This is a genomic window from Archangium minus (assembly GCF_044360475.1).
In the GTDB taxonomy this organism is placed as follows: Bacteria; Myxococcota; Myxococcia; order Myxococcales; family Myxococcaceae; genus Archangium; species Archangium minus.
Map to the genome: position 1 here is coordinate 12,787,247 of NZ_CP043494.1, position 19,158 is coordinate 12,806,404.

Below are 19,158 nucleotides of genomic sequence, written 5' to 3' on the forward strand. Positions count from 1 at the left end.
CGAGCCCTGGACGGAGAGCACCCCGTCCCCTCCGCAAGAGGAGCCGAAGCATGTTGCCCATCGAGGTCCAGCGCGCCGCCACCCTGAAGCCCAAGCCCTCTTCGGAGGGACTCGGGTTCGGCAAGTACTTCACCGACCACATGTTCCGGATGGACTACTCGCCGGAGCGCGGTTGGCACCAGGCGCGGATCCTCCCGCATGGGCCGCTGGGGTTGGACCCGGGCGCGGCGGTGCTGCACTACGCGCAGGCGGTGTTCGACGGCTCGAAGATTTTCCGCGGCAAGGACGGGCAGCTGCGCGCCTTCCGCATCGACGACCACTGCAAGCGCCTGGCGGCGAGCGCCGATCGACTGGCCATGGCGGTGGTGCCGCCCGAGGTGGCGCGCGAGGCCATTGAAGCGCTGGTGAAGCTGGAGGCGGACTGGGTGCCCAACGCCCCGGGCACGTCGCTGTACGTGCGGCCGGTGGTGATTGCCTCGGAGGCGTTCCTCGGGGTGCGCCCGGCGGACAAGTACATCTTCTTCGTCATCCTCAGCCCGGTGGGCAGCTACTTCGCCGGCGGTGCGGAGACGGTGCGCATCTGGGTGGAGCAGGAGCACACGCGCGCGGCCCCCGGCGGCCTGGGTGGCGCGAAGGCGGCGGCCAACTACGCGGCGGGCCTGAAGGCCTCCGTCGAGGCCAAGAAGCGCGGCTACGCGCAGGTGCTGTGGCTGGACGCGCTCGAGCACCAGTACATTGAAGAGGTGGGCACGATGAACCTCTTCGTGCGCATCGGGGACGAAATCATCACCCCGCCGCTGGACGGCACCTTCCTGCCGGGCATCACGCGCGAGAGCGTGCTGACGCTGCTGCGCGACTGGGGCATGAAGGTGAGCGAGCGCAAGCTGGCCATCAGCGAGCTGCGCGAGGCGCACAAGAAGGGCGAGCTGCGCGAGGTCTTCGGCACGGGCACCGCGGCGGTGATTTCGCCGGTGGGCGGGCTGGGCTTCCAGGACGGCGAGCTGCGCATCGGCGACGGCAAGGTGGGCGAGGTCTCCCAGCGCCTGTACGAGACCGTCACCGGCATTCAGAACGGGACGCTGCCGGACCGCCACGGATGGATGTCGCTCATCAAGTAGCCGCGCGCGTCGCCGCGCTTGTCGCCTTGGGGCTCGGGACCGCGTGTGCCCCGGGCCTCGCACCGGAGCGGTTCGTCTCGAGTCACCCCGAGGAGGCCCGTCGTATGCGCGAAGGCATCAATAGTCCCCGGCTGCCGGCCCCGACCCTTCCGTTCTCGCACGCGGTGCGCGATGGAGATCGCCTGTACCTCTCCGGCCAGGTGGGGCAGGACCCGAGCACCGGGAAGCTCGTCGCCCCGGACGTGGCCGCCCAGACAGAGCAGGCGTTCCAGAACATCGCCACGGTGCTGGCCGACGCGGGCAGCTCCATGGACGACGTCGTGAAGGTGAACGTGTACCTCGTGGACATGGCCGACTTCGCGGCGATGAACGCGGTGTACGCGAAGCGGTTCGCCCAGCCCTACCCAGCCCGGACGACGGTGGCGGTGGCGGCGCTCCCGCTCGGTGCGCGCGTCGAGATTGAGGTCGTGGCGAGGGTCCGCAAGTAGTCCGCTGTCCTGGAGGGTAACGGATGAAGCCGAGGAACCCGGACTACGCGCAAGCGGTGGAGGCCCTCTTCCGCAAGGCGGCGTTCGTCGTGGACGTGGGCTACGAGCTGGTCTCCATCACCCCCGGACGGGTGGAGTCGCGGCTGGTGCTGCAACCCCGGCACCTGCAGCAGGACGAGGTCGTCCACATGGGCGTGCAGGCGACGATGGCGGACCACACCGCGGGCGCGGCGGGGGCCTCGCTGATCGCCGCGGACCAGCTGATCCTCACCTCGGGCTTCACCATGAACCTGCTCCAGGCCGCGCAGGGCCAGGAGCTGAGGTGCCAGGCCCAGGTGCTGCGCGCCGGACGCACGCTGTCCGTCGTGGAGTCCGAGGTGTACGCCGTGAACCGAGGCGAGGAGAAGCTCGTCTCGAAGGCCACGGTGACCCTGGCGGTGCTGACCCGAAATCGCTGAGCAGAGAGAGCCCTCCGGGCACGTTCTTCCGCGACCTGTCCGACAGTCGGACAAGTTGGCGACGAACGTGCCCGACCTGCTATGGCGCGCGGACATGAACACGGATGTGCTGCTGGAGAGGCGCGGGCCCCTGGGCCTGGTGACACTCAACCGCCCCAAGGCGCTCAACGCGCTCGACCTGGGCATGATTCGCGCGCTGCACCCCGCGCTCGAGGCCTGGGCCCGTGACGCCGAGGTGAAGGCCGTGGTGATTCGCGGCGCCGGGGGCCGAGCCTTCTGCTCCGGCGGAGACGTGCGCGCCGTGGCCCTCTCCCTGGGCACGCCCGCTGCCGAGGGTCAGCAGCCGCTCTCGCGCGCCTTCTTCCGCGAGGAGTACCGGCTCAACCACCTCATCCACCACTACCCCAAGCCGTACATCGCGCTCGTGGACGGCATCAGCATGGGCGGAGGACTCGGGCTGTCCGTGCACGGCTCGCACCGCGTCGTCACCGAGCGGCTCATGCTCGCCATGCCGGAGACGGCGATTGGCTTGTTCCCCGATGTGGGCGGCGGCTGGTTCCTCCCGCGCTTCCCGGGCGAGACGGGCACGTACCTGGGGCTCACGGGCACGCGGTGCAACGCCGCGGATGCGATGTGGCTCGGGTACGGCACGCAGCACGTGACGCACGACAGGCTGGAGGCTGTGGTGGAGGCGCTCGCAGCGGCGGACTGGAGCGCGGGGGACTCGCGCGAGGTGGCCACGCGGGTGCTGTCGGGGTTTGCCACCGAACCGGGAGCCTCAGCGCTGAGCGCGCATCGCGAGGCCATTGACCGGTGCTTCGGGAAGGACAGCATCGAGGACATTCTCGCGGCGCTGGAGGCCGAGGGCACCCCGTGGGCCGAGGAGACGCGTGCCACGCTGGGACGCATGTCGCCCACGAGCCTGAAGGTGACACTGCGCCAGCTCCGGCTGTGCAGGGGACGGTCGTATGACGAGGTCGTCACCGTGGAGTACCGGCTGAGCCAGCACTGCACCGCGCTGCCAGACTTCCGTGAGGGCATCCGCGCCGTGCTGGTGGACAAGGACAACCGGCCCACGTGGAATCCGCCCGCGCTTGCCCAGGTGCGAGCCACTGACGTGGAGGCGTGCTTCGCGCCGGTGGCAGACGAGGAGCGGGTGCTGCGCCACGAGTGAAGTCTCCACGAAGCTCTCCGTGGATGTCCCCTCTCCCTCTGGGAGAGGGCGAGGGTGAGGGTATTTCCCGCCTGTATTGCCAGCTGGGAACGGGGACATGGGGCGGAGTGTGCTCCGATGCGAACCCGTCCAAGGAGTGACACAGGCGGTAGCACATACCCTCACCCCCCGCCCTCTCCCAGGGGGAGAGGGAGCATGCGCAACCCGAGACTCCACAAAGGGATGACAAAGAATGGAGCCCTGCTGAACAAGCCCTCCACAGGGCGGGCTCCTGCGGCGAGGAGGGACACGACCCATGCCTCTCTCGCGCTCCCAGGCGACTCGCGGACAGGCCTCTGCCTGCATGTCTCACTTGGAATACATGTGAGTGAGATGGTGTCCCTCGGGCTCCATGCAGCAGCAAGTACCCCGCCCTCGCGCTCCGCTCGCCCGTTCCACGCTCTTCAAGATGGGCGTGCGTGTCGCGGTCATCATCACCCTCTCCACCCTCTTCAGCTACCTCCACATCCGCCACACCCTGCGCGTCGAGGCCCTCGCGCGCCTGGAGCAGCACGTCTCCGAGCGCAGCCAGCGCGAGCAGGCCCTCTTCGTATTGGCGGAGGACAACCACGCCGTCCTCAAGAAGGCCTTGGAGGAGAAGCTTCGCGCCTTCCAGACGGAGGACGTGAGCGCCCGCTTCAACAACCTCTTCGTCCGGATGCCCGACGGCTCGGTCCGTAACCGTCCCGAGCTCTTCGACGGCATGAGAATGGCCGGCCTCTTCGTCCCCAGGGGCGTCACCGTCGACCTGGACATGCGCCGCCGACTCCTGGCCGCGTATGACGTGCTCAACCAGTACGGGCCCGCCTTCCACACGCGCTTCGAGGACACCTTCATCATACTCCCCGAAGGGCCGATCCTCATCTACTGGCCCGAGTGCCCCACCTGGACCCAGGACGCCGCGCCCGACTTCCTGCCCATCCAGATGAATTACTTCCGCATCAGCCTGCCCGAGAACAATCCACAGCGGCAGACGGCCTGGACCAACATCTACAAGAGTGACATCAGCGAGCGATGGATGGCCTCGGCCACCACCCCGCTGTACATGGACGGCAGCCATGTCGCGTCCGTCGGCCAGGACGTCTTCATCGAAGACTTGATGACCCGCACCCTCAACGAGCACCTGCCCGGCGCGTACAACGTCATCTTCCGGGATGATGGCGAGCTCATCGCCCATCCCGCACTGAAGCTGGACGACGTCGCCTCCCAGCCCGACGCGATGGAGCAGACGGAGCACCTGCGCAGCATCATCGAGCGGGTGAGGACGCGGCCGGCCACCGAGACCGTCGTGGAGCTCCCGGACTCGAGCGAGTACCTCGCCGTGGCACGACTGCAAGGCCCCGGCTGGAACTTCGTCACGGTGTTGCCCGAGAGCGTGATGACCCAGCCCGCCCTGCTCGCGGCGCGCTACGTGATGCTGCTCGGAGTGCTGTCCCTGCTCCTGGAGCTGGGCATCATGTACTGGGTGCTCCAGCAGCAGATCACCCGGCCGCTGCTCACCTTCACCCAGGCCACCGACCGGGTGGCCGCCGGGGACTTCAAGGTCGAGCTGGACACCTCGCGCGGCGACGAGCTGGGACAGCTCGCCCGCGCCTTCCGGCTGATGGCGGATCAGGTGCAACGGCGCGAGGAGGAGCTGCGGCAGGCCAACGAAGGGCTGGAACTGCGCGTCGAGGAGCGCACCCGCGAGCTCAAGGACGTCCACGCGCAGCTGGTGAAAACGGCACGGCAGGCGGGCATGGCGGAGATCGCCACCAATGTGCTGCACAACGTGGGCAATGTCCTCAACAGCGTCTACACCTCGGCCCAGGTCGCCAAGGAGCGGATGACGGGCATGAGGCTCGAGCACGTGGGGCGCGTGGCCCACATGCTCCAGGAGCGCCAGGGCGACCTCAACACCTTCCTCACCCAGGACGAGCGCGGGCGTCACCTGATGCCCTTCCTGGACAAGCTGGGGCAGAACCTGGTCGACGAGCGCCAGGAGGTTGTCGCCTTGCTCGATGACGTGGGCCGCTACACCGAGCACATCGGCGACATCGTCAAGGTGCAGCAGAACTACGCCCGGACGCCTCGGCTACACGAGCCCGTGCAACTGGCGGAGCTCGTGGAGGATGCCATCCGCATCAACTCGGCCGGGCTCACCCGCCACCAGGTGACGGTGGTGCGGCAGCTCGCGTCCCTTCCCCCCGTGCTGACCGACAAGCACAAGCTGCTGATGATCCTGGTCAACCTGGTCAGCAACGCCAAGTACGCCATGGATGATGTGCCACCCGCCGAGCGGCTCCTGACGGTGAAGCTGGAGCACTCGACCACCGACAGCATCCGCATCGAAATCCATGACAACGGCATGGGCATCGCGCCGGAGCTGCTCACCCGCATCTTCACGTATGGCTTCACCACGCGCGAGGAGGGCCACGGCTTCGGCCTGCATTCCAGCGCCCTGGCGGCCCAGGAGCTGGGCGGCTCGTTGACCGTCCACAGCGCCGGAAAGGGGCAGGGAGCCACCTTCACCCTGGAGATTCCCTACCAGCCCGCGCAGGCGGCGAAGTGACCGCCTCGCGAAGCGTCGCGTCGAGCCGCTCCACCAACGCGCCCCAGGAGGCTGGGTCACCGGGCTCACCCCGGTAACGCGCCTGGCGGTAGTGCGCGAGGAACTCCGCCGCCATGTCTGCCACCGCGTCGCCTCGCGCGGTGCGCAGGCGTGACAGCAGCTCGTCGTCCGTCTCCGAGGGCCGGGGGACCAGGCCCGCCCGACGCTTCAGCGTCTTCAGATACCGCGCGTACAACGCCGCGAGCTGCACGTCCTTCGTCCCCAGCGCCACCACGCGCCGAGCCTTCGTCCGTCCCTCCCACCGGCTCCGGCGCAGACGCCACAGCAACACCCCCGCCACCAGCACGGCGAACACCGGCGAGCCCACCACCGCTCGCGCCAGCGCCAACGGCTGGTAGCGCAGCCCCGCCCCCATCTGCCGCAGCCACGTGCCCACCGCGCCCGTGAGGTTGCCGAAAAACCCTCGCTGCTCCTGTGACAGCCCGAGCGTCTCGTCCCGGCTCCGCCACGGTGTCGGGTCGAAGGCCACGAAGCGTCCCTCGTCCGCCAGGTACACCTCCACCCAGGCGTGGGCGTCCCGCTCGCGGACCAGGGTCGCCCCTGTGAGCGGGTTGCGCTCCTCGGGCGCGAAGCCTCCGACCACTCGCGCCGGGACATCCAACGTGCGCAGCAGCGCCGCCATCGCGCTCGCGAAGTACGTGCAGTACGCCGCGCGCTTCTCCCGCACCAGCACCGTCAGGGGATTGCCCTCGCCCCGCAGGTCCACGTTCAGCGAGTACTCGAAGTGCTCGTGGAAGTACGCCTCCAGGGCCCGAGCCCTCTCGCGCGGCGTGCTTGCCCCACGCGTGAGCTCCTCCGCGAGCGGGCGCAGCTCCGCCTCCAGCGCCTCCGGCAGCGCGGTGAGCGAGGCGCCCTGCGCGGCCTCTGGCGGCAGCAGCTCTTCCGCTCCCGTGCGCAGCGCCAGCGTGTTGCCCTCCAGCTCCCGGGCCTTCAGCACCCAACCGCCCTGCACCTCTGGACGAAGGCCCTCCACCGCCCGCGTCCCCGCCGGCGCGGGCAGCCAGGGGCCCACGGGAGCCAGCACCGTCATCGCCAGCACCCGCTCCGCCTCCGTTCCTCCCGAGGGCAGCTCCAGCCGTGTCTCCGCCAACTCCTTTGACGTCCTCCACCGCGAGCCATCGAACTCGTCGAACACCCGCGCCCGGAGCCGCGCGGGCGCCTGGCCGGAGAGCACCAACAACGGGCGCTCGGAGCCCCGGGGAGAACGGACCACCGCGCGGATGTCCACCTCCGACTGGAACTCCGAGCCTCCCCCGGAGCTGATGCCGCTGGTCATCCGATACACCGCCTCCCCCAGCATGCCCTCGCTGGCCCAGATGGTCCGCGCCAGCACCAGGGACAGGCCCAGCAGCAGCACCACGAAGACGCCGAAGCCCACCGCGGCCCGGAGGCCGGTGCGAGGCAAGCCACCCTCGAGGAAGGCCACCAGCAGCACGCTCAGCACCAGCGCTCCCAGCACCCACCCCACGCCCTGCATCTCGCGCACGCGCATGCTGAGCGCCACCAGCAGGCACGCGTACGTCCAGGCGAAGTAGCGGTTGCTGCCGAGCCCACAGAGCACCGCCAGCCCCACCAGCGCACCGCACAGCGGGCCGAAGATGGAGGGGGGAAAGGGCGCCGTCGGCGGCTCGCTCACCCAGAGCATCGCGCTCCCCACCCCGAGCCCCACGGCTCCCGCCAGGAGCAGCCGCGCCGGGGTGTAGTCGATCCGCACGTCCTTCATCACCGCCCACGCGAGCCCCACCATGACGGGCGCGCACAGCAGCCACCGGCCGTGCGCCACCGCGTGCAGCATGAGCGCCGCGAAGACGGGCGCCAGCTCGACGAGCCGTTTCATGACAGCTCCACCAGCTCTCCGGGGGCGAGCCCCTCGGGCTTGCGGTCCGGTCGCACCGAGAGCACCCGCACCGCCACCCCGTGTGCCTTGAGCCGCTCGACCAGCGCCGCGCGCGAGGGCTCCCAGTCCATCACCACGAAGATGACCGCGGACAGGTGGCTCGCCTCGGGCAGCAGCGCCGCCTCCAGCGCGTCCAGGTCCAGCCGCTCGCCGGACTCGATGGCCGCGAGGATTTCGAGGATGTGCTCGAAGTGCGCCAGCGCTCGACCCGCCTGGAAGTGGAACACCTGGGGGCCCGCGGCGAACAGGTCGATGATGTACTCCTGGCGCGCCAGCACGTCCGCCATGCCCGCCGCCAGCGAGAGCGCCTTCTCCAGCAGCGCGTCCTCCTTCACCGAGCGCGATTGCACGTCCAGCACCAGGGCCAGCCGAACGAAGAACTCCTCCTGGAACTCCTTCACCACGAGCCGGCCAGTGCGCGCGAACGAGGGCCAGTGGATGTCCCGGGTGCGATCTCCTTCGTGCCACTCGCGGGTGCCGAAGAACTCAGTGGACTCTCCCACCCGCGAGGCCACCGCGATGCCACCGGGCTGGTAGTTGCGCCCGTGCGGCACGTCCAGGGACTCGAGCGGCGTGAAGCGCGGGTACACGAGCAGCCGCTCCTTCCCCGGCGAGCGCCGTGGCCACTTCACCAGCGCCGAGGGGAAGAGGCTCGCGGCCTGGAGCGCGCCCAGCTCGTAGACGCCGCGGGTGGAGCACACGAGGCGCAGCGTCACCTCGGAGTGCTCGCCAGGCGCGAGCGCGTCGATGACAGGGGGCTCGCCCACCCTGCGGAGCTCAGGGGGCAGGTCCCGCTCCTCCACGGCGATGTGGCGCACCGTGCGCCGGCCGGTGTTCTCCACGCGAACGCGGTAGGTGAGCGTGTCGCCCGCGGAGACGGGAGGCGGGAGCAGGCGCGTGAGCGAGACGCGAGGCCGGAAGGGCAGGCCCACCACGACGGCGACGGTGAGCGCGGAGACGGCGAAGGAGAAGAACAGGATGAGCGGCATGACGAGCCCGCCCAGCAACAGGAAGCCCGCGGCGAGCGCCGACCACAGCACCACGCGTCCCACGGGGGTGAGCAGCCCGTAGTAGCGGTCCTGGAGGGAGCGGATGAACCCGTGCTCCTCGGGCGGCATCAGGAAGGACCAGCGACGACGGCGGGCCATGTGCGGCGTTTTCCTTGGAGCGGGGAGAGGGAACGGAACGGGAGCCGGCTCGCATTGGAACAGACCGTCACGCTCCGTTCCAGGCACCCGCAGCCTCGGGCCCAGCGTCACTCCTCCTATGCTCGAAGAGAGCGATTATTCGATTTTTGATGAAAACCCGGAACACCATCAAAACGCCATACAGGACCCCCTCCCGCCATGGCATAGAGCGGGCACTTCAATCTCAAAGGATGCCTTTTCATGAGAGTCATACGCCGGTTACTCGTGGGGATGGCCTTCATTGCGATGAGCGGGATGAGCCTGGAGTCCCATGCGGGCCGACTCCCGGAGTCGCTCACCGTCTCCAACAAGCAGCTCCTGGTCGCGGGTACGCCCTTCGTGGCGCGCGGGGTGAACTACCAGCCCGTGCCCAGAACAGGGCCTGGCAACTGGCCCGATGACTGGACCATGGACACGGGGGTTGTCCTCAGCGACTTCGCCAAGATGAAGGAGATGGGCGTCAACACGATCCGCGTCTACGTGAAGTACGATCGGCTGTTCCAGAACTGGAACGAGCAGAACGATCCCTCCCTCGACATGTCCCGGGTGGACCCGGCGGTACTCAGCCGCTACCGCACCGTCATGGCCGAGGCCGATAGGCAAGGCATCTACGTCATCATGAACTACTGGCTGCCCGATGGGGTGGACTACCGCCCGGGCCAGCAGGTGAAGTTCAACAAGGACGCGCGGACCCGACACAAGCTCCAGTTCCGAAACATCATCAACGTCTTCAAGAACCGGAACGACTTCCCGATGGTCCTCATGTGGGCCTTCGGCAACGAGAACAACTTCGACGGCAAGCGCGGGCCACTCACGCCCTCGGAGCTGTTCACCTTCTACCAGGAGGCGGTGAGCGAGGCGAAGAGCCAGGCGGATGCCTCACACCCCTATACCGTGGTGCTGGGAGACAACCCCCAGCTGGACATCCACAACACCAGCCTGCTCAATCGAGCGCCCGCCGTGGATATCTGGTCGCTCAACATCTACAACACCGAGCAGGGCTTCAAGAACATCATCCAGAACTACCCGCTCAACAAGCCGCTCCTGTTCACGGAGTTTGGCTATGACGCCTGCGACAACAGCGTGGGCTGTGACCACAGCACGAGGGAGGGACAGGGCTTCGCCCAAGCCCAGCAGAACCAGGCCAACTTCTACAAGAACCGCTGGGAGAACACGATGCTCCCCAACCTGAGCGCCACCACTCCGCGCGCGCTGCTGGGGGGCGTGGTCTTCGAATGGAATGATGAGTGGTGGAAGTCCGCTGGGGATTTTAGCGCCCACGACGACGGAGGGTTCACCAACGTGAACCTCGGGCCCGACTACTTCATGAACGAGGAGTGGTTCGGGATCTCCACGGCGCTCGAGGGAGGAGTGACCAGCGGACGCTACTACCGCTCCGCGTTCCAGGAGTTGAAGCGGATGTGGACCAGCACGACGCCGCCACCGCCTACCGGCACAGTCCAGGTCGTCAACCCGAGCTTCGACCGGGATGGCGCGACGCAACAACCCTTCGGATGGAGCACCTGGTCTCCCAACGGCTCGGAGGACGCGGACTTCACCGAGACCTACGGCGGGCGGCAGGAGAACAACCTCCACGGCACGCACTACAAGACCGTGCCCTATCATGTCTTCACCTACCAGACCCTCTCCGGACTGGCGAACGGGGCCTATACGCTGCGCGCCTGGGTCTACTCCTCCGGTGGGCAGACGCGCGCGGAGATGCATGCCAAGGACTACGACGGAACGGGGACGATCATCCGTCTGCCCGTTGCGAAGACGTCCGCCTGGACCCAGGTCTCCATCCCCAACATCCAGGTCACGGCCGGACAGCTGACGATCGGCTTCCTGTCCGATGCACCGGCCTACTCCGCCTTCTACTTCGACGATGTCGAGGTGTTCCGCCAGTAGCCAGTATCCAGCCGTAGGGGCACTCCCCATGGGCCGGGAGTCCATGTCGGCCGACGCGTGGCGTGTCGGGTCCACGCGTCGAACAGGCTCCGGTAGGCCGGGTGCCACGGAGGGCTCCGAGGGGAAACCCCGAGTTCCTCCCGTGGCATGACGGTTGCTCAACGTGCTTCCGCGCGAATCACCCACCCACCAAGCGCGAAGCAGCCTGTCGAGGCTGGAGGAAACGACATGACGATCTCCCGTTTGATTCAGATGAACTTCATCAACAACACGTCCGCGGCCCTGAGCTACTACCTGCCAGCGAACCAGCCCGTGCACGGGATTGGCCCGGAGGTGACGAACACGAAACTCGGTCCGCAGGGCTCGTCGGCCAACACCAGCACCGTGTCCTCCAACTGGAACAACGCACTCGCTCCGGGCCCGGAGGGGGCGTACCAGTGGAACCTCGACGCGTCGAATGCCTTCATGGTGAGCTACGAGCACCCCGCCGGTAACGGCGAGACCTGGGTGAAGGTCATCTGCCCGCCGGGGTACGTCTGCAGCTCCCCCAACACCGGTCCGAACGGGGTCAACACCTTCACGGATCCCTCCCTGGAGCAGCACGAGGCCTCCATCACCATCACGTTCTCGCCGGTGTGAGGGAGGAGGCACCGGGGCCTGTGAACCGATCGGTTCTTGTCTACCGTGGCACCGGCACAGTGCCGACGAGGTCCTTCGTGAGCGCTCGCTTGTCCGCTCCCGCGTAGCGCGCTCGCGTGTCCAGCACCAGTCGGTGCGCCAGCACGGGCACCGCCAGCGTCTTCAGGTCCTCGGGCAGCACGTAGTCCCGCCCCTGCATCAACGCCCGCGCCCTCGCCATGCGTCCATACAGCAGCGCCCCGCGCGTGGACACGCCCAGCCGGATGCTCGCGTGTCCGCGCGTCGCCTGCACGATTCGCAGGAGGTAGTCCGCCACCGACTCCTCCAGCCTCACCTCCTGCACCCGCTGCTGCAGCTCCGCCACCTCCTCCACCGTGCACACCGCCGACATCCCCTCCAGCGGCGGCGGCCCCGAGCGCGTCATCAGCAGCGTCCGCTCCTCCCCCTCCGGCAGGTACCCCAGCGAGAGCTGCACCGCGAACCGATCCAACGACGCCTCCGGCAGCGGGTACGTGCCGTGGAAGTCCACCGGGTTCTGCGTCGCGATGCACAGGAACGGCGGCGTCAGCACGTGCGTCTGCCCATCCACCGTCACCTGTCCCTCGCTCAACGCCTCCAGCAGCGCGGACTGCGTGCGCGGCGAGGCCCGGTTGATTTCATCCGCGATCAGCACGTTGGCGAACAGCGGCCCCGCCCGGAAGCGGAACGTGCCCTCCTGCGGGTTGAAGATGGACGCTCCGACGATGTCCGTGGGCAGCAGGTCCGGCGTGAACTGCACCCGCTTGAAGCTGCCGCCGATGCTCAACGCCAGCGCCTTCGCCAGCGTCGTCTTCCCCGTGCCCGGCACGTCCTCCAGCAGCACGTGCCCTCCCGCCGCCACCGAGCACAGCACCAGCTCCAGCGCCTCGCGCTTGCCCCGAATGACACGCTCCAGGTTGTCGACCAGCCGGGACACCAACGCACGCACCGGAGCCGCACGCTCGGTGACGGGGACCTTCACAGGAGAAGAGGACATTTCGGACACGGAGCGTAGCAGCCTCGCACCGCGCGAAGCGACCTCGTCAGCGGACGTGCTCGCTGACTCCCACCGGCGTCAGCCGGGTTGAGACAAGAAACCCCACTGCGCCCCGGCCACCCGTCCCATCGCATCGACGATGTGCATGTGAATGCGACCGTTGCTGGCGATGAGCCCCAGGGTGCCGTGCAACTCCGCGCCCTGCGAGAAGTCCACCGCATGGCCATCCAGCCGCGTCACCTGACCTCCGGCCGCCTTCACCAACGCCGCGCCCGCGACGTGGTCCCAGACCTTGTGCGGATTCTTACGAATGTCCCGAGGCCCTCGGATGAACAGCTCCGCCGCCCCCGCCGCCACCAGCGCGTACTTGAGCATCCCGTCGTAGCGCTTGATGCGTCGCGCATCGACGCCTGCCGCCGCGTACACCCGGTCGGCTATCTCCCGCGAGCGCCGGCCCATGATGTAGCTCTCCACCACGCGGATGCTCGCAGGGTCCTCACGGTCGGAGACGTGGAGCGCACGGGGCTCACCGCCCGCGAGCGACTCCGCCCAGGCGCCGCCTCCGTCCGTGTAGAAGAGCGTGCCGCCCTCATCCAACGGCGACACGGGCGCGCCGATGATGCCGTCCAGCGGCTCGCCCTCCACCAACGTCCCCACGCAGATGGCGTACGTCCGGCGGTGGATGAAGCCCTCCGTCCCGTCGATGGGGTCAATGACCCACGTCCGGTCCGCCCTCACGCCCCGACCGTGGCCCAGCCAGCGCACGAAGTCCTCCTCGCGCACCTGCTCGCCCAGCAGCTGGCCTACCAGCCGGACCACCTGGTCCCGCTCCGCCAGCGGGAGGGTGAGGAAGGCCTCGGCGCCCTCCTCGGCGATGACACCGTCCTCGGGGAAGTTGCGGCGGATGGCGCGGCACAACAGGGCCTGCGCGCCATAGTCCGCGATGGTGACGGGGCTCGCGTCGCGCTTGCGGCTGACGCCCGCCTGGGAGTCCTGCACCCGGCGGCACAGCTCACACGCGAGCCGTACCGCGTCGATGATGGGTTGTAACTCTCGCTCGCCCGGCTGCTCCATGGAAGGGCCACTCCTTCGCGCAGGAGAGAAGTCCTCGCAAGGGACTCTAGTCATGGCCCGTCCAGCCCGCCTCCACTACCCGGCTGCTTTGACGGAAGCGGAGGCCGCCGCGCCACCCTTCGCCATGCGCACCAGGGCCGCAATGGAGCGCTCGTGGGCCGCACGGGCCGGGGGAGTCATCCCACGCATGGAGCTCGGCACGTGCGGCAGCTCCGCGCAGACGTCCAGCTCAACGGGGACGCCCGCGGCCCGGGCGCGCTCGGCGAGCTGGCACACCTCGTCCCGGAAGAGCTCAACGCCCCCCACCTGGAGGTAGAGCGGCGGCAGCCCGCGCAACGACGCGTGCAGCGGCGACACGCGCGGATCCTTCAGCGCCAGCGCTCCGGCGTAGAAACGCGCCCACGTGAGCAACTGCGGCCGGTTGAGGTAGTCATAGGCGGCGTTCTCCTCGTGGCTCCGCGACTCGCAGGCCAGGTCCACCCAGGGAGAGAGCAGCACCGCCCCCACGGGCATCGGCTCGCCGGCCTCCGCCAGCGCCACGAGCAGCGCCACCGCCAGCCCACCGCCCGCGGAGTCCCCGGCCAGCACCACGCGCGAGGGCTCCACGCCCGTGCTCCGCAGCCACCGCCAGACGGCGAGCGCGTCTTCCAGCGCGGCCGGGTAGGGGTGCTCAGGCGCCAGCCGGTAGTCCGGCACGAGCACCTTCATTCCAGAGTCCCTCGCCAGCTCGCCGCAGAAGGCCTGGTACTGCTTCGCCGAGCCCACCACGTAGGCGCCACCGTGAAGGAAGAGAATCACCTTCTCTCCCGAGCCCTTCACAGGCGTCACCCAGGAAGCCGGCACACCCCCGGCGTCCACGCGCGTATGGGTGACGACGTCAGAGGACGGGCCCTTGGAGGCCGTCTTCTCCAGGAAGCCGCGCAGCCCCCGGGTGGACACCGCATCCGGCATGGCCGGGACACTGCCCATGCAGGCGACGGTGGTTTCGAAGGCATACGTCCAGCCGGGACGCAGGGCGCCATGACGAACACGGCGCACCAGGGTACGAGCCACGGCCTTGCAGAGGCCGGGGAGGAGTTGAAGGGGGTTCATGGCCGCAGCCTACTCCGCCCCCGCCCCGGAATCCCGACGCCGGGCCACCCCAGCGCCAGGACGCCCTTCATCCGAGCTTCACTGAGCCGAGGCGGCCACGGGCGCCACGTTGCCCGTGGCGGGAGGCATCCACGCTGGGCGCTCGGCGGTGGCGCTACCCGGGGCGCAGGTGTACTCCACCGTCCGCGAGGACAGGAAGAAGGGCAGGAGCGCGGCTCCCGCCGACGCGCAGTAGGCTCGCGCCTCGGCATCGGAGTTGCCGCACGCCAGCGAGCCGGCGATGCCACCCGCCACGCCCAGGCCGACGTTGATGAGCCAGTCGGTGCCGCTCATCCGGCTCTCCGCCGAGGACAGGCCGTTCGTGCACTCGTGCCCCGCCGGGCCCGAGAGGTTCGCGAGGCCCGCCACCGTGAACCACTGCCGCTCCGTATACGAAGGCCCCTCGGGCACACGGCCACTGACGACGCGCGTGTTGTAGCAAGCCGTCTGACTCGCCAGGACTGCAACTGCGGCCACGATGGTCAAAGAACGCTTCTTCAAGGTGATCCCCTCTCCCTGGTTGTGGATAGCGACGGCGAATGAGCGACGGGCTCGAGCCCGTCAAGCCCGCGCACGGACGAAGGGTCCCCGCAGATATTCATCCGCGATTTTCTCCCTCGCGAGGGCACGCCCCTCCACACGGGGAGCCCTGACTCATTCTCGGGGAATGGGACGAAGCGAATCGGCGAGCTGGTGCAGCAGTCGCAGCTCCGCGGCACCGAGCCCGCGCACGGCGCTCTTCAACCGGCGCATGTCCGAGCTCCGCTCCCGGTCCGGAGACTCAGGAGACGCCAGCCCCAACAGCTCGTCGGGGAGAATTTCCAACGCCACGCAGATGCGCCGCAGCGTCGGGATGTTCGGGAGCATCTCGCCTCGCTCGATGCGGCCATACACCTCGAGTTGCACGCCCACCCGGCGTGCCACCTCGGCCATGGTGAGCTCCGCACGTATGCGGGCGGCATGAGTCGCGGCGGCAAGAGACATCGCCAATGGGCGTTCACATCCGACAGGAGCCAAGAGCCTGGTCATGACGAGGGCCTCCAAAGTGGACACCTACCTTACGAACTTATGAAGTCCTGTCAATGCCCACTACCAATTTGAGGGGTTGACCCGACGCCTCCCCCTCTGGAGGTATGGTGACCCGCGCAAGGTGCTCAGTCCCTACCCGACGCCTGGAGTCCACCGGGCCGTGGCGAGGAAGGAAAGACAGACACGCGCATGCGACGCAGCGCGTGAGCTTTCACAGTACCGTCGGAAACTTCGTGCCGGGGTACGCGTGAGGCATTCCGACTGTGTGCCCAGGGACGTGATGCGTGAAGACAATGCAACGTGGGGGGTGTTCGCACGCGAACCCCACCGTTATGTTTCCATCCCCAATTCGGAGGCCTCTCCCCATGCCCAAGGAACACATCGACGTGCAGAACCTCCAGGTCCACGACATCCCTCCGCGGCACGACAGCCTCCAGTCGGTCGACGACCGCGTAACGCTCGTGGTGACACAGGCCTTCGGGCCCGGGGGTCACAACCTGGTGGGCTTCTCGGACGTGACGTTCAACGGCTACCCCGCGGTCAGCCTGCTCATCCGCACGCCAGATGGACGCGAGGGCCTCGTGCACCTGTCCCCCATCCACGGCGACAAGCGCAAGTCGGGCTTCACGGACATCGCTCCGGGCACCCGCTGCACCCTGCTGTGCCCCATCACGAAGCGCCCGCTCGACAAGCTCGGCCCCGTCGACGATGGCAGCGGCGCCAACTACTACGCCCTCTACCTCACGCCCAAGCTCATCAAGGGCCACGCCGTCGCCGTCACGGACCTCTGGGACCACTTCCACTCCCGCATCGTCGACGACGAGGCCGTCATCTCCTACTGGGCCCAGACGCACGCGGTGTAGCGCGGCGGGGTGGAGATCCCCTCTTCACCGCCCGTCCACGCGGTCCGTGAAGGGTGCGGCCTGAAGCAGCCTGTGGGCCCTCACATCCACCGCGTAGTGGATGCCGTAGTGCGGTTGGGTCCACGGGTCGAAGACGAGGATGTCCGAGGCGAGCCACACCAGGCCCGAGAAGGGCACGTGTCGGTGGGGATCCACGAGCGTCACGGGAGCCACCACCTCTCGAGCAGGGCTCGCGCCGCCCGGTGCAGCCCGACAGACCCGGGTTCCCGGCGGATCCGCAGGCCGGCACGGTGCTCGTCGACGAGGTCAAAGTCACCCCGCTGGAAGGCGACCGCGGCACGCGGATCAGCAGGCGCATCACCCTGCCCGTGTTGCTCCCCCGGTGGGTGTGGTTCCAGAGCGATCCCATCCCGAACAACGAGCAGACCCGGCAGCAGCTCATCGCCGAGTACCAGCGCATCTGGGATGCGGTGCAGCAGAAGAAGGTGCCCCAGGTGCTGCCGCTGTTCACCGAGCGGAACAAGGAGCTGGCCGCGGCCTTCTACCGCTCCGAACGGGAGATGGCGCAGAAGAGCGCGCAGCTCTCGGAGAACCCCGCCCTGTCGCGCTATCCGCTGGAGCCCGAGGACTCGGTGCTGGTGGTGTTCGGCGGGGGCCGTCTCGCGAAGCTCACGCGCTGGGACGGCAACCCGATGATCGCCTTCAACTACGCGGATGGCAGCGGCTCGGAGACCTTCGACCTCATCTTCCGGAAGTCGGGCACCCGGTGGATCATCATCCGCTGAGCACCCGGGCCGGCCAAGCCAGGAGAACAAAGTCCTTTCAGGGGTTGAACGGAGCCAGCGCGTTCGCTCCACGTGCGCCAGCCGCGACTTCCTACCGCTGCCCTCCGGCGGCACTTTTCGCCAACTTGTCCAACAGTCGGACAAGTTGCGGAAGAACGAGCCCGGAGGGTCTCCCGCTCTTGATTCATTCGAGCCCCTGCAGGGACTTTCTTCGATTGGCTTAGGACTTCCGCTCCTCCTCCGGCAGCAACCTGCGCAGCTCGTCCGCCATCTTCCCGAGCTGCAGCGCCGTGGCCGCCACGTCCGTGCCCATCTGCGCGTACGTGTCCACCAGCTCCAGCAACGTCGCGCAACCCTGGGAGATGTGCGTCGTCTGCTCCGCCTGACGCTCCGCCTCTCCCGAGCTCTTCTCCATCAGCTTCTGGTTCTGCAGGACGATTTCCCGGATGGAGCGCAGCGTCGTGCGCGCGGACTCCAGCACCGGCGTGAAGCGCTCCGTCGTCTCGCGGATGTGCCCCACCGCCTGCAGCGTGTCCGTCATCTGCCGCGTCACCCCGCCCACCACCTCGCCAATGCGCGCCGAGCTCCGCCCTGACTCCTCGGCCAGCTTGCCCACTTCCTTCGCCACCACCGCGAAGCCCCGCCCGTGGTCCCCTGCTCGCGCCGCCTCAATCCCCGCGTTGAGCGCCAGCATGTTCGTCGCCGCCGCCATCTCCTGGATGGTCTCCACGAAGCCGTGGATGCGCTCGGAGCTCTCCTCCAGCTTCTGCACGCTCTGCGCGCTGCGCCCCACCGCCTGGCCAATGGCGGACAGGCTCGTCTCCATTCCACTGATGAGCGTGTCCACCTCGCCCGTGTAGCGCTGGGCCTCCTCGGCCTGCGTGGCGCTCGCCCGCGAGTGCCGGAACAGCGCACCCGCCGCGCTCGCCATCTGCTCGCTCGCCGTGGCGATCCGCAGCGCCGCCGTCCGCACGTGCGCCGCCTGCTGCGACATCTCCGCGATGGTCGACGAGAGCACCTGCGCCGAGCCCGCCAGCGTCCGCCCTGTCTCCACCACCTTGCCCCGCGACGCTTCCAGCTCGCGCAGCGCGCGCATCATGTCCCGCCGCAGGTGGAACTGCCGCTGGTGCCCGCTGTGCAGCGCCTCCAGCAGGAAGCCCACCGCCAACATGCCCAGCAGCAGGGTGATGTCCATCATCACCATGCTCGCCAGCGACGCGCTCGACAGCCACGCGTCGAACACCAGGTGCCCCACCGCCAGCAGCCCGTAGAAGCCGAAGCGCGCGCCCCGGCCCACCGGCAGCACCGACGGGCCCGTGAGCACGTTCAGGAACACCATCACCGCGTGGTAGGCCGAGCCCGCCGTCCCAATCTGATAGAAGGTCCACTCGTTGCCGATGGCGTACAGCGCCGTGGCCCAGAACATCACCCGGGGCAGCACCGTCAGGCTCAACAGCCCCCGCGACGTCCACACCAGCAGCGGCACCAGCATCCAGGGCAGCCGCGCCAGCGCGAGCTCGCCCAGGTGCATTTCGCCGCCCTTCACCGCCATCACGTACAGCAAATCCAAGCCAAACAGCACCGGCGAGGCCACCAGCGCGATGATCGCTAGCTGGCGCAGCCGGACCGGCCCGCGCGTCAACAGGTGCTCGTGGTAGTTCTCCTGGACGGCAGGAGAGCGGAGGAAGATGTCCATGTGCGCGACCACGGCCCAGGGGACCCGCCCCCAGCCCGTCCGCGCA

The 19,158-nt window shown here is 68.5% G+C and carries 18 protein-coding genes; 9 read left to right on the plus strand and 9 right to left on the minus strand.

Annotation, left to right across the window (positions count from 1 at the left end):
* Positions 1-50 precede the first annotated feature (50 nt).
* The 5 genes from F0U60_RS52770 to F0U60_RS52790 all read left to right on the plus strand — a co-directional run bounded on the left by F0U60_RS52770 (position 51) and on the right by F0U60_RS52790 (position 5,828).
* On the plus strand, positions 51-1,118 hold the full coding sequence (locus tag F0U60_RS52770) for a branched-chain amino acid aminotransferase (protein WP_395812119.1): 1,068 nt from the start codon (positions 51-53) through the stop codon (positions 1,116-1,118).
* A 104-nt stretch (positions 1,119-1,222) separates the two neighbouring features.
* Positions 1,223-1,606: a RidA family protein gene (locus tag F0U60_RS52775; protein WP_395812120.1), complete on the plus strand. Its 384-nt coding sequence runs from the start codon at positions 1,223-1,225 to the stop codon at positions 1,604-1,606.
* A 23-nt stretch (positions 1,607-1,629) separates the two neighbouring features.
* Positions 1,630-2,064 (plus strand): PaaI family thioesterase, encoded by a 435-nt coding sequence (locus F0U60_RS52780; protein WP_395812121.1) that lies wholly within the window; start codon positions 1,630-1,632, stop codon positions 2,062-2,064.
* A 94-nt stretch (positions 2,065-2,158) separates the two neighbouring features.
* The gene (locus tag F0U60_RS52785; RefSeq protein ID WP_395825858.1) at positions 2,159-3,238 is read left to right on the plus strand and encodes an enoyl-CoA hydratase/isomerase family protein; all 1,080 of its coding nucleotides are present in this window, start codon (positions 2,159-2,161) and stop codon (positions 3,236-3,238) included.
* A 391-nt stretch (positions 3,239-3,629) separates the two neighbouring features.
* Positions 3,630-5,828 (plus strand): ATP-binding protein, encoded by a 2,199-nt coding sequence (locus F0U60_RS52790; protein WP_395812122.1) that lies wholly within the window; start codon positions 3,630-3,632, stop codon positions 5,826-5,828.
* On the opposite strand, the gene F0U60_RS52795 is transcribed toward F0U60_RS52790, so the two are convergent.
* Complete coding sequence (locus F0U60_RS52795) at positions 5,785-7,725, minus strand: DUF4129 domain-containing transglutaminase family protein (RefSeq protein WP_395812123.1); 1,941 nt, start codon at positions 7,723-7,725, stop codon at positions 5,785-5,787. The genes F0U60_RS52790 and F0U60_RS52795 overlap by 44 nt on opposite strands.
* Positions 7,722-8,933, minus strand: a complete 1,212-nt coding sequence (locus F0U60_RS52800; protein ID WP_395812124.1) for a DUF58 domain-containing protein — start codon at positions 8,931-8,933, stop codon at positions 7,722-7,724. Before F0U60_RS52800 ends, F0U60_RS52795 begins: the two co-directional genes overlap by 4 nt.
* Positions 8,934-9,173: 240 nt before the next feature.
* On the opposite strand from F0U60_RS52800, the gene F0U60_RS52805 reads away from it, so the two are divergent.
* Both F0U60_RS52805 and F0U60_RS52810 read left to right on the plus strand, forming a co-directional pair.
* Positions 9,174-10,880, plus strand: coding sequence for a cellulase family glycosylhydrolase (locus F0U60_RS52805; protein WP_395812125.1), 1,707 nt, complete (start codon positions 9,174-9,176; stop codon positions 10,878-10,880).
* Positions 10,881-11,108: 228 nt separating this feature from the next.
* On the plus strand, positions 11,109-11,519 hold the full coding sequence (locus F0U60_RS52810; RefSeq protein WP_395812126.1) for a hypothetical protein: 411 nt from the start codon (positions 11,109-11,111) through the stop codon (positions 11,517-11,519).
* A gap of 40 nt (positions 11,520-11,559) precedes the next feature.
* Here F0U60_RS52810 and F0U60_RS52815 read toward each other — a convergent pair whose 3' ends face one another.
* From F0U60_RS52815 to F0U60_RS52835, 5 genes are all read right to left on the minus strand, one after another.
* On the minus strand, positions 11,560-12,534 hold the full coding sequence (locus F0U60_RS52815; RefSeq protein ID WP_395812127.1) for an AAA family ATPase: 975 nt from the start codon (positions 12,532-12,534) through the stop codon (positions 11,560-11,562).
* A gap of 78 nt (positions 12,535-12,612) precedes the next feature.
* On the minus strand, positions 12,613-13,608 hold the full coding sequence (locus tag F0U60_RS52820) for an inositol monophosphatase family protein (protein WP_395812128.1): 996 nt from the start codon (positions 13,606-13,608) through the stop codon (positions 12,613-12,615).
* 75 nt (positions 13,609-13,683) lie between these two features.
* Complete coding sequence (locus F0U60_RS52825) at positions 13,684-14,700, minus strand: alpha/beta hydrolase (protein ID WP_395812129.1); 1,017 nt, start codon at positions 14,698-14,700, stop codon at positions 13,684-13,686.
* Positions 14,701-14,778: 78 nt separating this feature from the next.
* Positions 14,779-15,240 (minus strand): hypothetical protein, encoded by a 462-nt coding sequence (locus F0U60_RS52830; RefSeq protein WP_395812130.1) that lies wholly within the window; start codon positions 15,238-15,240, stop codon positions 14,779-14,781.
* Positions 15,241-15,393: 153 nt separating this feature from the next.
* The gene (locus F0U60_RS52835) at positions 15,394-15,768 is read right to left on the minus strand and encodes a helix-turn-helix domain-containing protein (RefSeq protein WP_395812131.1); all 375 of its coding nucleotides are present in this window, start codon (positions 15,766-15,768) and stop codon (positions 15,394-15,396) included.
* Between the two features lie 365 nt (positions 15,769-16,133).
* On the opposite strand from F0U60_RS52835, the gene F0U60_RS52840 reads away from it, so the two are divergent.
* Positions 16,134-16,631, plus strand: a complete 498-nt coding sequence (locus F0U60_RS52840; RefSeq protein WP_395812132.1) for a hypothetical protein — start codon at positions 16,134-16,136, stop codon at positions 16,629-16,631.
* Between the two features lie 24 nt (positions 16,632-16,655).
* On the opposite strand, the gene F0U60_RS52845 is transcribed toward F0U60_RS52840, so the two are convergent.
* The gene (locus tag F0U60_RS52845) at positions 16,656-16,835 is read right to left on the minus strand and encodes a hypothetical protein (protein ID WP_395812133.1); all 180 of its coding nucleotides are present in this window, start codon (positions 16,833-16,835) and stop codon (positions 16,656-16,658) included.
* A gap of 38 nt (positions 16,836-16,873) precedes the next feature.
* On the opposite strand from F0U60_RS52845, the gene F0U60_RS52850 reads away from it, so the two are divergent.
* Complete coding sequence (locus tag F0U60_RS52850; protein WP_395812134.1) at positions 16,874-17,416, plus strand: hypothetical protein; 543 nt, start codon at positions 16,874-16,876, stop codon at positions 17,414-17,416.
* A 220-nt stretch (positions 17,417-17,636) separates the two neighbouring features.
* Here F0U60_RS52850 and F0U60_RS52855 read toward each other — a convergent pair whose 3' ends face one another.
* Positions 17,637-19,112 carry a methyl-accepting chemotaxis protein gene (locus F0U60_RS52855; protein WP_395812135.1) on the minus strand — a complete coding sequence of 492 codons (1,476 nt, stop codon included), beginning with the start codon at positions 19,110-19,112 and terminating at the stop codon, positions 17,637-17,639.
* Positions 19,113-19,158 lie beyond the last annotated feature (46 nt).

What these genes read in the sequence shown, in the direction of transcription:
- F0U60_RS52825 (WP_395812129.1), bottom strand. Translation starts at nt 14,700, where the DNA reads ATGAACCCCCTTCAACTCCTCCCCGGCCTCTGCAAGGCCGTGGCTCGT.
- F0U60_RS52790 (WP_395812122.1), top strand. Translation starts at nt 3,630, where the DNA reads ATGCAGCAGCAAGTACCCCGCCCTCGCGCTCCGCTCGCCCGTTCCACG.
- F0U60_RS52780 (WP_395812121.1), top strand. Translation starts at nt 1,630, where the DNA reads ATGAAGCCGAGGAACCCGGACTACGCGCAAGCGGTGGAGGCCCTCTTC.
- F0U60_RS52770 (WP_395812119.1), top strand. Translation starts at nt 51, where the DNA reads ATGTTGCCCATCGAGGTCCAGCGCGCCGCCACCCTGAAGCCCAAGCCC.
- F0U60_RS52820 (WP_395812128.1), bottom strand. Translation starts at nt 13,608, where the DNA reads ATGGAGCAGCCGGGCGAGCGAGAGTTACAACCCATCATCGACGCGGTA.
- F0U60_RS52800 (WP_395812124.1), bottom strand. Translation starts at nt 8,933, where the DNA reads ATGGCCCGCCGTCGTCGCTGGTCCTTCCTGATGCCGCCCGAGGAGCAC.
- F0U60_RS52795 (WP_395812123.1), bottom strand. Translation starts at nt 7,725, where the DNA reads ATGAAACGGCTCGTCGAGCTGGCGCCCGTCTTCGCGGCGCTCATGCTG.
- F0U60_RS52805 (WP_395812125.1), top strand. Translation starts at nt 9,174, where the DNA reads ATGAGAGTCATACGCCGGTTACTCGTGGGGATGGCCTTCATTGCGATG.
- F0U60_RS52835 (WP_395812131.1), bottom strand. Translation starts at nt 15,768, where the DNA reads ATGACCAGGCTCTTGGCTCCTGTCGGATGTGAACGCCCATTGGCGATG.
- F0U60_RS52810 (WP_395812126.1), top strand. Translation starts at nt 11,109, where the DNA reads ATGACGATCTCCCGTTTGATTCAGATGAACTTCATCAACAACACGTCC.
- F0U60_RS52855 (WP_395812135.1), bottom strand. Translation starts at nt 19,112, where the DNA reads ATGGACATCTTCCTCCGCTCTCCTGCCGTCCAGGAGAACTACCACGAG.
- F0U60_RS52840 (WP_395812132.1), top strand. Translation starts at nt 16,134, where the DNA reads ATGCCCAAGGAACACATCGACGTGCAGAACCTCCAGGTCCACGACATC.
- F0U60_RS52785 (WP_395825858.1), top strand. Translation starts at nt 2,159, where the DNA reads ATGAACACGGATGTGCTGCTGGAGAGGCGCGGGCCCCTGGGCCTGGTG.
- F0U60_RS52775 (WP_395812120.1), top strand. Translation starts at nt 1,223, where the DNA reads ATGCGCGAAGGCATCAATAGTCCCCGGCTGCCGGCCCCGACCCTTCCG.
- F0U60_RS52815 (WP_395812127.1), bottom strand. Translation starts at nt 12,534, where the DNA reads ATGTCCTCTTCTCCTGTGAAGGTCCCCGTCACCGAGCGTGCGGCTCCG.